The organism is Calothrix sp. PCC 7507 (assembly GCF_000316575.1).
In the GTDB taxonomy this organism is placed as follows: Bacteria; Cyanobacteriota; Cyanobacteriia; order Cyanobacteriales; family Nostocaceae; genus Fortiea.
The window spans coordinates 162,670-176,320 of sequence record NC_019682.1; the positions used below are offsets into that span (position 1 = coordinate 162,670).

The window sequence follows — 13,651 nt, forward strand, 5'->3', positions numbered from 1 at the left end:
ACGAAATAATTTTGATGATATTTCTGGCGTAAGCTACTCAAACAAGAAAGCAATATCTGCTTTTACTTACTGAATCTACTGAAATGAGAAAGCAAACCGCAGTTTGAGAAAGCAATATCTGCTTTTACTTGCTGAATCTACTGAAATGAGAAAGCAATCAAGCATTTTGAGAAAGCAATATTTGCTTTTGCTTGCTGAATCTACTGAAATGAGAAAGCAAACCGCAGTTTGAGAAAGCAATATTTGCTTTTACTTACTGAATCTACTGAAATGAGAAAGCAAACCGCAGTTTGAGAAAGCAATATCTGCTTTTACTTGCTGAATCTACTGAAATGAGAAAGCAATCAAGCATTTTGAGAAAGCAATATTTGCTTTTGCTTGCTGAATCTACTGAAATGAGAAAGCAAACCGCAGTTTGAGAAAGCAATATTTGCTTTTGCTTGCTGAATCTACTGAAATGAGAAAGCAATCAAGCATTTTGAGAAAGCAAACCGGAGTTTGAAAAAGCAATATTTGCTTTTGCTAATTAAATTTAGTCAAAACATAAAGTTCAAGTAAAAAGTAAAAAGTAAGAAGTAAAAAGTAAAAAGTAAGAAGTAAAAAGTAAGAAGTAAAAAGTAAAAAGATAATCCCTATAAATAAATTTAGGGGATTTAATAAGGACATATTATTTTTCGTGCTACGCATCTCGAAATAAATGTTTTTATTTTGTTCCATAAATAAATTTAGCGAAAAGTTATGTAGGCGGGTTTCCCGCCGTAGGAAACTTTTCAAGACAGGGGCTTCAAACCATTTTCTTTTTCTTTTTCTTTCTTTTGCCTTTTAACTTTTTACTTTTGCTTTATTTGGTGAAATTATTGACGATATACCTAATAAATTCGATGCCAAAGTTAGGGTTTTATCTTGCAAAACAACCTACAAATAAATGCTGTTTATTTTTCATTTTAGGGCTTTGCAAGTATAATTTCATACATTACTATAAGTAAAAAAAGGCGATCGCCCTCTGCCAAAAATCTGCGATCGCCTTTCTCTAAACCCCCACTATGGGAGACAAATACAATGATGACACAAGTAGAAAAAAACAGAGAAAATCAAGATTTCGCCCAATCCGAGTTACAACAATACTTAGAAGGTGAAAACTTCAATATACCCCCAGGTTTCCATTAATTCCGCTTCTAAAGAATAGAAGCGACACGAGTACGATGAAGACCGTGGTTATAAAATAATGTTTCCATTAATTCCGCTTCTAAAGAATAGAAGCGACCTAAAGAACTTGGTAGTTATCGTATCAAGCAAAATCGTTTCCATTAATTCCGCTTCTAAAGAATAGAAGCGACCTAGTTTTGTTGATGCTGAAAGAGCAGTCCCATTAGTTTCCATTAATTCCGCTTCTAAAGAATAGAAGCGACCGAGGGGGCGATTGAAGCCTTGATTAATCAGGTGCGCTGGGGTTTCCATTAATTCCGCTTCTAAAGAATAGAAGCGACTCTATAAAGATTTCATGGAAGCTTTCCCAAATGCTTTGTTTCCATTAATTCCGCTTCTAAAGAATAGAAGCGACAGCTGGAAAAATTACGGTGAGTACGAACTGCATGGTTTCCATTAATTCCGCTTCTAAAGAATAGAAGCGACTCAATCCTGTATCCAGAAATGGATACAGTCACGGCGAGTTTCCATTAATTCCGCTTCTAAAGAATAGAAGCGACTTCCTGGATCTATGGAAGCAGGTGGAAACCAAGGGTAGTTTCCATTAATTCCGCTTCTAAAGAATAGAAGCGACTTACAGGAGGATACCTTTATTAAGTCTGATCGTTATGAGTTTCCATTAATTCCGCTTCTAAAGAATAGAAGCGACTATTAACGATGAATCTATAATCTATGTGGAAGAGTTTCCATTAATTCCGCTTCTAAAGAATAGAAGCGACGAGATATTAAAGTGGATTGGTTAAAGCTATTTAGTTTCCATTAATTCCGCTTCTAAAGAATAGAAGCGACGCAAAGAAGCCGCCAACGAAGCCAAACCCTTGCGTTTCCATTAATTCCGCTTCTAAAGAATAGAAGCGACCTGACTGGCTTGTCAACCACAGTCAAATCCCAGCAATTTTCCATTAATTCCGCTTCTAAAGAATAGAAGCGACCTCGTCACATGCTCTTATCCGCAAATAATATTTCCTATTTTCCATTAATTCCGCTTCTAAAGAATAGAAGCGACTCACCGCACTAAGCTAACAAAAACAAAGATAAAAGGTTTTCCATTAATTCCGCTTCTAAAGAATAGAAGCGACTAGGTTGTTGCTATGGGCAAATCCCAGAGATTAATTTTTCCATTAATTCCGCTTCTAAAGAATAGAAGCGACAGCTGCCATCTGAAACCTTGATATTGCAAGAGTTTCCAGGCTACTTTCCGTCAACCTAGAAAGAAAGTACCATTTCAGCCTTTGGGTAGTCAAGAGATGATTTGTGCAAATCGCCTCAAAAGCATAACAGGCAAAGCTTCTAAGAATTTCGTCAACCCTTTTTTTGCAGTAATCATACTCAAAGCCAGATAGCATAAGGTTTTGAGGCGCAAAAATTGCATCAAATTGCCAAACACCCACGGGTTGACGCCAGTGAAACATCATCAGCTAATATCTTGATCGCTCACACAGCTATCTAACCTACCTGAAATTGTAAACCCAGATCAAAAGCTGAGAAAGCGATCGCGGTTTTAATCAGTAGCTCACATTTTCAGCAAAATTCGTCATTCGCATGAATAGCTGTTTACATTTCGGATTTTTCAGAGAAGATAGGAAAATCACATAGGCAAACCAAATAACACATAGATAAGTTAAGTTGACTACTTGCTCAAGTCCAAATTGTTACAAAGTATAACTACTGAATAAAATATCCGATTCCGACTGTAACTTAAACATGACTGATGAAGGGAATTCTCTCATGGTGACTAAATATACTGCCATTACCTTTGCTCCCGTACAAGGATTTATCGAGAAATCTCGTAAACTCCGAGACTTGTATGGTGCATCGCTTATTCTCTCCTATCTCAGCCAGCAGCTAGTCAAAGAAGCCGAAAAAACCACAGAAGTAATTTCCCCAGCAGGCGCTAACCTCCACAAAGGAATGCCAAATCGTATTCTCATCAAAGGAGAATTTACTCAAGAACAGGTCAAACAAACCGTGTTGTCAGCATGGAAGCAAATATTACAGGAATGTCGCAGCTGGATAGAAAAGAAATTACCTGACTACACCTACCACTGGGAACGAGAGTGGATAAACTGGGGAAACCACGCCTGGGAATTCTTTTGGGGAAGTGGCCACAGCATCCAAGCAGCGATGGATGATTTAGAAACCCGCAAACTTTCGCGTGGGTGGACAGCAGTTAACTGGATTGGCGAGAGTTCTAGCTTAACAGGTACAGATGCCATTGCCTTTCCGGGATTAGGTGGAGAAGCGAGAAATCCGCAAAATCGCCAGTGGACTATAGAAAAAAATGATATCAAAGCCTTCTTTAAAAGCCTCGCCTGTGTATTAGAAAATCTTCCCCCAGATGCAGAACCAGAAGGTAAATTTTTTGCCCTCCATGAAAAATTGAGTATTCCCGAATTAGTCAAACGTTTAGTAACCCTCCCCGAAATCGCCACCGACTTAGGAATGTCTAAACTAGAAAGTTTCAGCGAAATTTATCGCGGTCCCGAAGCCAAAAATGAGCAAGGAAAAGGACGTTGGACAGGTTGGTTTATGGGTGATGGCGATGAAGTTGGTAAACACCTCCAGAAACTAGCAGCTTTACCCAATGGTGATGAAGAACTGAAAAAATTTAGTCAAGCCATGCGTAACTGGGGAAAAGACTTTAACAGAGACTTCCCCAAAGAAATTGGTCGAGTAGTATATGCAGGTGGAGACGACTTTTTAGGTGCAATTTATCGAGACAAAGACCAAGAACCAATTACAGCCAAACAAGCATTTACATGGTTAAGCCAACTCCCCAAAGAATGGGAAAAGCATCAACAAAAAATTGGCTTAAGCGTCGGCTTTGTTTGGGCAGGTTCTAGCGTCCCCCAAAGGGATATTTTAAAACACTGCCGTGAAGCCGAAAAGCTAGCCAAAGCCTCAGGTCGTGGGCGAGTCACCATCAGAATCGTCTTTAATAGTGGTCAATATGTGCAGTGGACTTGTCCTTGGGATTATTTGGATATCTTAAACAAATATCAAGACAGAGAGAAAAAATCAAACTGGAGTCATGTTTATCAAGATTTAGCACAATTAGAATCCCGCCGTGCTTTTAATCTAGATAAAAAAACCTTTACCGAAAAATTTGCTATTCAATTTTTTGATATTTACTTCCCCAAGGAAGGTAAAGAATTACAAAACAATGAACGTGCAAAACATATTGTAGGTTTTAGCGATGATGATAATAGTTATGAAAGAAGTGAAGCCACAATTAATTGGATAAGTAACTTAATTAAAGTAGGGTGGCATCTATGTTCAAATACCTAATTAAAAACCTGTAGGTTAGGTTGAGGCTTTGCGAAACCCAACATTTCCCGGAGTTTATTGGGTAACACATTGCTTCAAACAAACCTACGAATATCTTAACTTAATGAAAGTAAGCTAGCATTTATGTTCAAATACCTAATCACAATCAATCCCTTGGGATTAATGTATGGCAGCGCAGGCGCATTCCTTTCCCCAGATAATTTAGTCGGTCTTTCCGGCTTCAAATTCCCCCCAGAAGCAGCGACACTATCAGGTTTAATGTTTAGTGTCAACAAAAATACCAAAAATTTTCCTCAGAATGAATTGAGTGCTAACCTATTTGTAGCTGGTCCTTTTTGGGCGAAACTTAAAGACAAGCAAAATTTTTATATCCCCATTCCTTGGCATAAAATCATTGCCAAAAAAGCAGTAGATGAATGGCAATTAAAAGATGGTCAATGGGAGTTAGAAAATAACAGTGAAAAACTAGAACCAGATTATCGTTGGCAAACAATAGATTCTTGGGGAACTTCAGCTAAAACAATCAAGATTAATAAATATAATTCTGTTGCTGATAAGCCTTGGGAATACGTTTCCTTTCTCCATCCCAAAATTAAACATTCAGAACGCTGTGTAGAAGATGCTGACGGACTCTTTCTAGAAAACTCGGTTCAAATGTCAGATGAAACCTGTTTAGTTTATCTGTCAACATATCCCATAGAATCCGGCTGGTATCGCTTCGGCGGAGAAAATCATATTGTCGAAATTGAATGTGAGGAAATCAAAAACAAAAGATTTTTAAAATTATTAAATCAGCCAATTCAACGCACATTCGCCTTAATCACACCAGGTATATGGGGTTCCAATCGCTTCTCTTATCGCCATCCCCAACACGAAAGCTTTCCCAAAACCGTAGAAATGTTAACAGATAAACCAATACCCTATCGTTACCGCGCTAAAGGGAATTTAGGAAGAGGACGTTACGCCGTTCCCGCTGGTAGTGTGTATGTTCTTGCAGAACCCTTAAACAAACCTTGGTGCGAATGGGAAGAAGCATGGTTTCCCAAAGAAGGCTACAGCCTCAAACGTCTAGGATGCGGTCTATGTTTACCCACAGAAATTAAAGGAGTCGCCTAAAATGTATAAAAAAGCCTATGGCATTATCGAAACATTAGCACCTTTGCACGTCGGTGCAACAGCCGGAGAAGAAAGCGGTAATTTAAACCTCATTTTTCGTGACCAATTTACCCAAACGGGTATCCTTCCTGGTAGTTCGATTCGTGGTCGCCTGCGTTCAGAAATGCGTTTGTTAGATGGAGATGATGCTGCAAATTATTGGTATGGCAATGAAGCAGGGTCAGAAAAATCAGAATTTAATAATGAGTCTATCATCAAATTTGAATACGCTTCCGTTCTCTGGCTACCCGTATTTTGTCCCGGTCAACCAATAGTGTGGGTAACTAGTCCGCACCTACTCCAACGCTACCAAAGAATTGTTGGCGATACCGTCAAAATTAATGGTAAATCTCTCAAAGAAATAGATATACCCGACCCCTACACAGGTTCAAAGAACTTAAAAGCGCGAGAATCCCAAGGTAAAAAAACCTTATTTTTCAACCTAGGTTTCTTAACCATCAACAAAACCGTAGATTTATCACCTTGGTTTCCATCAGGAAAAGAAAAGCCTGCAGTCATAGTAGACGACAGTGATATTTCCATGATTCATGACATGGCATTATATCGTCAAAGTCGCGTCCGCTTAAAACCAGACCAAAAAGTAGTCGATGGCGGCGGTTTCTTCAACACCGAAGCCTTACCAGAAGGAACCATCTTAGTTTTTCCCATCGCCATCAAAGACGATAAATCAGGGAAAAAATGGCAACCATTCCACGACATCCAAACCACAGACATTTACCTTGGTGGCTTAGAATCCATCGGCTTCGGACACTGCAGCTTAACCTTAAACGGAGAAATATAACTTTCAAACTCATCTCTGCGCCTCTGCATGAGATAAAAAAATCGGGTTTGTTTACCTAAAACTAGAAAAATGTTGGGTTTCGTTCCTCAACCCAACATACAAATCTACTTCAATTCCTCTTTGCGCCTTTGCGCCTTTGCGTGAGATAAAAACTTATGAATTGGAAATCATACGGCTTAGACCAAGAAGCACAACGCTTAGTTCTCAAACACCGTGACAAAAAAGGTGTGATTGGTCAATCTCACAAAATGCGGATAACCGTAGCTTTTGGTTTAGAAAGATTTTGGGGAGAACAGCTAAGACTATTAGAAAAAGAAAAAGCTGAAGAAAAAGCCAAAGGTGAATATTGGCGCGATACCTGGAAAAGCTTTGTGAAAATTATGCTGTTAGCAGGAATTAAACTTCCCCAAGAAGATGTTAGCGGTAATAACACTGCAAAGATTCAAGAAGTTGCAGCTAAATTATGGGAACTTCCCATTGAAGACCAAAGAATTTGTTTAGCTGTTCTCACTCAATTCTGTGACAGTTTAGTTTGGTGGACTCAACGCTATAAAAAATCAGGAGTCGGTGATGACGAATAGTAACGAAGTCCCCTTAATGTTTCAAGCGCAAATCTCAGGACGCGGACAAATTCACTATATCAGAAACCCCGAAAAATCTGAGAGATGGGTTGATGAATGGGTCGAAGGTTCTGCAATCGATGTTCCTCAATTTAACGCCAATGTGCAAACCAAAGAATATAAAATCACTTGGCGCTTTGTTTCTAACAGCGGACAAGATGAAGATATCATTCGACCAGTCATCGCCGCTAAAGGATTTCCCTTTTACCCAGGCGCAAGTATGAAAGGCGCTTTTCTCCGCGCCTGTACCCTAGAACAACGTGAAAGATATTGCGGTGGAAAACTAACTAGTAACGATACTCAACCGGGAATACTCCGTTTTCATGGTGGTTATCCTAAAGATGCAACTTGGGTAGAACAACCATTAATTGATGTAGTTCATCCGCAACAAGATTGGCAAATTAAAAATAACGGTAGCCACTCAGCCTTTATTCAAATATCCCTTTATCAACCCACCTTAGTATTTGGCATTTCCAGCACCATAGAATTAACGGATAGTGAATGGGAAATTATCTGGACTATTTGGGATAAAGCCATAGAAAAAGGCATAGGTTCTAGAGTTAGTGCAGGTTACGGTCAACCGATAAATCACCCGGAAACTAAGTTATTAACTGTTAATTTGCGCGGACAAGGTTTAGCCTCACAATTAATCGATAAAACAGGCGAATTTCGACCTAATATTTTTAAAGCTGCTTTACGCGGTCACACTCTGCGGTTATTTAGCGGCGTCACCGACGAAAACACAGCCGAAGAATTAACCAGAGAACTTTGGGGAGGCTTTGCCGGTAAAAATGGCGCTGTCGTCGGACATTTAGGAATTGCTTTTAATGCCATTGATTTAGAAATAGATGAATATAGATATGGTAGAAATACCATGCCTACTTATGAATTAAATGCAGGAACTCTCAATATTCTCTGCATGGGTACAGTCTCAAAAGAATACAAAAAAGAATTGAAGACATTAGCAACACAAATTTTCAGATTTGCGATGTTGCTTAGTGGCTTTGGTAAATCATGGCGACGCATTGACCATCGTCTATTCTTTCCAGACTATTTAAATGGTAAACCAATGATAGGTTCTCATTGGCAATTTACCCAGCAATCAAATCCATACTATTTCCCAGTCAATAACATCAACCATGTCACTAATATCTTGAATGATATTCAGAAAACTGTAAACAACTGGCTGAAATTAAAAGGTAAAACTCCAAGTAATACATTAAGTTCTTGGCGTGAGTCATTCCATCCGCAAAAAGTCCAAGTCTGGGGACGCATTGCACAAGATGAAGATGACAGTTTAGCAGTGAGATGGTTTCACGGTAATTACCAAGGAAGCAAATCAATAAAAGGTTCAAGTCTCACAGGAAAGATGGGTCAAATCGGCAGAATTTGGCATCGAATGTACCCACACTATATCAAAAATAAAGAAGGAGAAAACAAGCGTAAAGGTCGAGAATATGTAGAGTTACTCACGATTTTTCCTGATAAAAGGGATGAGAGAACACAGGAATTTTTAACTTTTTTAGCAACCAGCGACTTTACAAAACTTTGGGGAGAATAGTTTATGAGTATTTGGATTGTGACAACAGGTAATAGTGATATTATCCTCAAGCATGATAAAAATTGGGGAAATTTGTACGGCGAAATCAGATATGATTTAGAATGTACAGAATTTGCTTCACCTCTCCCATTAGATCCCTACAATCAAGAAGCTGGACTTACAGTACCTGCAAGGGTGTTAGGACTGGTATATGCAAACCAGCCCGATGTTTACAAATCTGATGATTTAAAATTCCCTCTTCTAGATACTTATTGCCAATATTTAGAGAACAACACTAAGCCGGAAAGAATTATAATTCTGCTCACAGACCAATCTCAAATATTTAATGAAGAGCAAAAAATCTATGAAAAATGTCCTTATTGGCAAGATACTTGTACACTTAAACCTTTATTAGAGTGGTATTTTAAAGCTAAGTTTGACTATCAGCCAGAATTTTTATATCTAACACCAAAAAATATAGGTAGAGGTATAGATAATTGGAATGAAACTCTTGCATTAGTAGAAGAAACATTATTCCAAGATGATAACCATTTAAAAATATATGTCAGCCATCAAGCAGGAACACCAGCCATATCTTCTGCTGTGCAATTTGTCAGTTTAGGCAGATTTAAAAATGTTCAATTTTTAGTCAGCAATGAATATTTTGATGAGGATTATCAGCAGCAATCTAAATCAGAAGCTATCGATAGTTCTAACTATTGGCGGGGAATGCAGATTCAAAAAGCAAAACAGTTAATCATTAAAGGATTACCTGCTGCAGCTAAGGAAATATTAACGGGGATAGCTAATGAACAAACAATAGAACAATTAAATCAAATAGTTGATTTATTTAATATCAAGAATTCTTTAGTGAAAGGTCAAGAATTTGAGGTTAAATCAGCAGTTGGTAGAATTGTTACGGCGCTTGATTTAGTGGAAATATTTTTTAAACAAGAAAATTATATTCAGGGAGTGGCTATCCTGAATGCTATGCAAGAGACTTTTTTAAAAGCTGCGATTATTTCCCAAAACAAAAAGATTAACGATTATCCCATACAATTGTCAAATATCGTAGGTTGGGATAAGTTCGGTTTATTTATTAAGTCCCAAAACGAGATTAAAAAGTTACCAAACCTGCAAGATCCTCTAGATATTTTAAAACAATTAAAATTTCCTAATTCTGACCTCCGCGATTCTGATGTTAAATACTGGGAAAAATACCAGAATCAAAGAGATACAAAGTTTAAATTGAGTAATAGCACAGAGTTGCAATGGTTGTGTGAACTCAGACAGGATTTTAAAGCTTGGGGACTTTTGGAATGGTCATGTCAATATAGAAAAACAGAAGATGATCTTCGCAACCAATTATTACATAATTTGCTAGGTGTAAATCAGCAAGAAGTACGTGATTATCTATTAGGATATAAAGATACTTCTATTAAACGATTTTTAGGCAGTATCAAGCAGAAAGCAATTAATGAAGTTTATGAGGCTTATCACCAAGAGGTAAAATTACCTTTCTTGAAGGCTTTAAAACTATTCGGTTTGTGGAAAGATGAAGCAAATAACAATAAATTAGAGATTAAACTGAAAGAAATAGCAGATTCTCTTGTTTGAACAAGGTAAGTAAGTGGGCACAATAAAAGCAAACTGTGTGAAGAAAAGTAAACAAGGCTCAAACCCTTCTACCTATTGCCTATTGCCTTATCCCAGCGACAATTATTTACGCCAAGTTACTTATGGCGATCGCTTATATCTGCTTGCTCCCATTCCCTACAAATCTCCGCGTGTGTAATTAATTCTGTTTAGCCACTTATCTTCGAGAATACGCCCTCGATCCAACACCCTAATTAACTTTGATAGGGGCGCGGTAGTTGGCGCAGTTTATGAGCAGTATCCAACTCACTATTGTTTTTTCTACCGTATCCCCAACCCAAGATGCGACGATATTCACCCATGATGTCACGTTCAATTAAATCATCCTCATTGACTGCAACATGGGTATGAGATTCCGGCGCAACATAGAGCGCATCCGCAGGACAATAAGCCTCACACATAAAACAAGTTTGACAGTCTTCCTGCCTAGCGATCGCAGGTGGCTGGTTTGGCACTGCGTCAAAGACATTGGTAGGACATACTTGGACGCATAGATTGCAATTGATACAGAGTTTGTGGCTAACAAGTTCGATCATGATACTGCTCCTGCAACAACTTTGATACAAAGGGAGATGGGGGAGCAGTGGAAATTATTCAACATCCTTATCCCCCTCATCCTCACCTAAACAACTATGCTATTTGATACAGATGGTGTAGCGTAGCCACTTTGAGGCTTGTCTCCAGACATCGCATCTGTGATCCAATCACGCCTCACCCAAAGCTTTTCTAAACCACCTGTGGCTTGGTAATAACGCTGATTCGGATCAGTTTCGGGATAGTCTACGCGAATGTGTTCACTGCGGGTTTCCGTGCGGTGTAAAGCGCTAAAATATGCCCATCGTGCTACAGCCGTGAGAGATGCTGCTCGACGAGAAAATTCCACATCGCGCACTGTATCTTGTTTCGGGTTCCCCCGTACCTGCTCCCATAGTTTCTCTAATTTAGACAGAGAATCCAAAAGCCCCGACTCAGAACGGAAGTGATTCTTTTCTAACGGGAACATCTCATCTTGAACACCACGGACGATTGCCTCGCTATCGAATGCAGAAGATGATGGCGTTCCGCCCACCGTAGGCGATCGCATTCCGGCTTGACCAGTAGGACGCGCCACCCGTTCATTTGCATGAGCGCCGAGACTCTTGGCAAAAGTCGCTGCACCAACTCCAGCCCATTGACCTGTAGAAATTGCCCAAGCGGCATTGGGTCCACCGCCACCAGAAGCTAAACCTGCTAAAAACTCCCGCGAGGCTGCATCCCCTGCAGCATAGAGTCCAGGTACTTTCGTACCGCAACTATCATCGGTCAACCGGATGCCGCCTGTACCACGTACCGTACCTTCTAAAACCAATGTTACAGGCACTCGTTCTGTATAGGGATCAATCCCAGCTTTTTTGTAAGGTAGATAAGAGATGAAATGGGATTTTTCAATCACCGCCTTGACTTCAGGTGTGGCTCGATCCAAACGAGCATAGACAGGCCCCTTTAAGAGTGCATTGGGAAGGAACGAAGGATCACGACGACCATTGACATAACCACCAAGATCATTACCTGCTTCATCGGTAAAACTAGCCCAACCAAAAGGAACACCCCTTGTCACCGTGGCATTAAAAGCAGTCGAGATGGCATAGTGATTAGAAGCTTCCATACTGGAGAGTTCGCCGCCAGCTTCCACCGCCATCAGCAGTCCATCACCTGTATTGGTATTGCAACCTAAGGCTTTACTCAAGAATGCACAACCGCCATTTGCTAGCACTACTGCACCAGCGCGAACGGTGTAGGTACGATGATGTTGCCGTTGCACACCTCTGGCTCCAGCTACTGAGCCGTCGTCAGCCAATAAAAGCTCTAGAGCCGGACTTTGGTCGAGAATCTGCACACCAACACGCAAGAGGTTTTTACGGAGAACCCGCATATATTCAGGGCCATAATAACTTTGGCGCACAGATTCCCCATTTTCTTTGGGGAAACGATAACCCCAATCTTCTACCAGGGGCAAACTGAGCCAAGTTTTTTCGATCACACGCTCGATCCAACGTAAGTTAGCTAAGTCTTTTGCTACGCGATAACGCTCTGATAAAACTTTCTCCCAATTCTCTGGAGAAGGAGCCATAATGCCATTACCACTAGCCGCAGCAGCACCGCTCGTACCTAGAAAACCTTTATCAGCAATGATGACTTTGACACCTTGGGATGCGGCTGCCCATGCTGCCCATGCGGCGGCAGGTCCACCACCAATTACCAGTACGTCAGCAGTCAACTGTAGTTCATTTGCGCTATAGACTGTGAGCAATTCCTGTTTCTCCTTTTTGGCAATGAAAGGGAGTAGGCAACCGACAACAGGCGACAGAGAAAACTCAGTCACCTAAAATATGCGGGATTTCCACCTACCTTGCAATACAAGCATTCTTTCTCTGACGAGACGCTATGCGTAGCTTGCTACAAATGTGTACGGCAAATTACAGTTAATATGATAATCGAATTGTTAGCTTTACGAACAATAAGTACTGCGAATTATATCATGTCCAGTAGTAAAAAAGTTGGACGATAGTGGAGAGGGCGATCGCTGCTCTTGCGTTCTTCTTTGCCTCTGGAGCGCCTCTGCGTGAGACAAAATTATCTATGCAACAAAGCGATCGCTCTCAAAATACCTGCAACTACCGCAGGTATTAACCCACCTCAAAAAGAGCGCGGGGTAAACCCGACTGACGAATAATAGACCGCAATGTCCCAACGCGAAGCTCATCATAACTGAATAACTGATAGCATTTAACCAAATGCTCTTGAGAAGCCTACTATAACTTGTACATGCGCTAATATATCCTCGCGCCATCTTCATGGGCTGTTAGCACATCTACCCCACGGCGACGCAATTGATCTGTAATTGCTTGAGGTACATGTACATCCATATACAGTGGTACTGACACTTACAACAAGCCTTGAGTTCGCATCCGCACAAAAAACGGCGAGCGCACGGACTGATTATCTGCTTGCTTCCATTCCGTGCGAATCTCGGCGTCAATCTCCTCTTGATGGTCAAAATAGTAAGCCATTGCTGCATGAGCCTCAGCCAGACTCAGATGCAGATGCTGTCGGCACATTTCCTCAACTGACCAACCATAGGCTACATAATCCATGACAATTTGAGCAACACGCACACGAGGTAGACGTTGCAAGCGTGCAGGTTCAGTAGGGCTAGTTTTCTCGATATGAGGATAAATTACTGTACTGGTCATAGTATTTGACCAACTAGTAGTCTGTCAATTTTGTTTTGAGGGGTTTTTGGTAGTGCGGGCATCTTGCCCGCGTGAGCGAGACGCTCACACTACAGTCCCTCATTTCAACCCTGACAAACCACTAGTTCTAAGAAGCTAATTATAGCCTGTA

The 13,651-nt window shown here is 40.3% G+C and carries 10 protein-coding genes and 1 CRISPR repeat array; of the genes, 7 read left to right on the forward strand and 3 right to left on the reverse strand.

Annotated elements, in window-relative coordinates:
* Positions 1-1,156 precede the first annotated feature (1,156 nt).
* A CRISPR array of direct repeats spans positions 1,157-2,357; the repeat unit is 36 nt; unit sequence TTTCCATTAATTCCGCTTCTAAAGAATAGAAGCGAC.
* Between the two features lie 577 nt (positions 2,358-2,934).
* From CAL7507_RS00825 to CAL7507_RS32125, 7 genes are all read left to right on the forward strand, one after another.
* Positions 2,935-4,494 (forward strand): type III-B CRISPR-associated protein Cas10/Cmr2, encoded by a 1,560-nt coding sequence (locus tag CAL7507_RS00825; RefSeq protein ID WP_236556844.1) that lies wholly within the window; start codon positions 2,935-2,937, stop codon positions 4,492-4,494.
* 123 nt (positions 4,495-4,617) lie between these two features.
* Positions 4,618-5,610 (forward strand): hypothetical protein, encoded by a 993-nt coding sequence (locus CAL7507_RS00830; RefSeq protein WP_015126511.1) that lies wholly within the window; start codon positions 4,618-4,620, stop codon positions 5,608-5,610.
* A 1-nt stretch (position 5,611) separates the two neighbouring features.
* Positions 5,612-6,451: a type III-B CRISPR module RAMP protein Cmr4 gene (gene cmr4, locus CAL7507_RS00835; protein ID WP_015126512.1), complete on the forward strand. Its 840-nt coding sequence runs from the start codon at positions 5,612-5,614 to the stop codon at positions 6,449-6,451.
* Positions 6,452-6,606: 155 nt separating this feature from the next.
* The gene (locus tag CAL7507_RS00840) at positions 6,607-7,032 is read left to right on the forward strand and encodes a hypothetical protein (protein WP_015126513.1); all 426 of its coding nucleotides are present in this window, start codon (positions 6,607-6,609) and stop codon (positions 7,030-7,032) included.
* Positions 7,022-8,632, forward strand: a complete 1,611-nt coding sequence (locus tag CAL7507_RS00845; protein ID WP_015126514.1) for a hypothetical protein — start codon at positions 7,022-7,024, stop codon at positions 8,630-8,632. Before CAL7507_RS00840 ends, CAL7507_RS00845 begins: the two co-directional genes overlap by 11 nt.
* A gap of 3 nt (positions 8,633-8,635) precedes the next feature.
* On the forward strand, positions 8,636-10,228 hold the full coding sequence (locus CAL7507_RS00850; RefSeq protein ID WP_015126515.1) for a hypothetical protein: 1,593 nt from the start codon (positions 8,636-8,638) through the stop codon (positions 10,226-10,228).
* Between the two features lie 37 nt (positions 10,229-10,265).
* Entirely contained in the window at positions 10,266-10,406 is a 141-nt protein-coding gene (locus CAL7507_RS32125; RefSeq protein WP_160166298.1) for a hypothetical protein, read from the forward strand.
* A 55-nt stretch (positions 10,407-10,461) separates the two neighbouring features.
* Here CAL7507_RS32125 and CAL7507_RS00855 read toward each other — a convergent pair whose 3' ends face one another.
* The 3 genes from CAL7507_RS00855 to CAL7507_RS00865 all read right to left on the reverse strand — a co-directional run bounded on the left by CAL7507_RS00855 (position 10,462) and on the right by CAL7507_RS00865 (position 13,500).
* Entirely contained in the window at positions 10,462-10,803 is a 342-nt protein-coding gene (locus CAL7507_RS00855; RefSeq protein ID WP_015126516.1) for a 4Fe-4S binding protein, read from the reverse strand.
* Positions 10,804-10,889: 86 nt separating this feature from the next.
* On the reverse strand, positions 10,890-12,629 hold the full coding sequence (locus CAL7507_RS00860; RefSeq protein WP_015126517.1) for an FAD-binding protein: 1,740 nt from the start codon (positions 12,627-12,629) through the stop codon (positions 10,890-10,892).
* A gap of 562 nt (positions 12,630-13,191) precedes the next feature.
* Positions 13,192-13,500, reverse strand: coding sequence for a DUF433 domain-containing protein (locus CAL7507_RS00865; RefSeq protein ID WP_015126519.1), 309 nt, complete (start codon positions 13,498-13,500; stop codon positions 13,192-13,194).
* Positions 13,501-13,651: the final 151 nt, after the last annotated feature.

Excerpts from the sequence above, each read along its gene's own strand:
- CAL7507_RS00825 (WP_236556844.1), top strand. The coding sequence starts at position 2,935 with ATGGTGACTAAATATACTGCCATTACCTTTGCTCCCGTACAAGGATTT.
- CAL7507_RS00830 (WP_015126511.1), top strand. The coding sequence starts at position 4,618 with ATGTTCAAATACCTAATCACAATCAATCCCTTGGGATTAATGTATGGC.
- cmr4 (WP_015126512.1), top strand. The coding sequence starts at position 5,612 with ATGTATAAAAAAGCCTATGGCATTATCGAAACATTAGCACCTTTGCAC.
- CAL7507_RS00840 (WP_015126513.1), top strand. The coding sequence starts at position 6,607 with ATGAATTGGAAATCATACGGCTTAGACCAAGAAGCACAACGCTTAGTT.
- CAL7507_RS00845 (WP_015126514.1), top strand. The coding sequence starts at position 7,022 with ATGACGAATAGTAACGAAGTCCCCTTAATGTTTCAAGCGCAAATCTCA.
- CAL7507_RS00850 (WP_015126515.1), top strand. The coding sequence starts at position 8,636 with ATGAGTATTTGGATTGTGACAACAGGTAATAGTGATATTATCCTCAAG.
- CAL7507_RS00855 (WP_015126516.1), bottom strand. The coding sequence starts at position 10,803 with ATGATCGAACTTGTTAGCCACAAACTCTGTATCAATTGCAATCTATGC.
- CAL7507_RS00865 (WP_015126519.1), bottom strand. The coding sequence starts at position 13,500 with ATGACCAGTACAGTAATTTATCCTCATATCGAGAAAACTAGCCCTACT.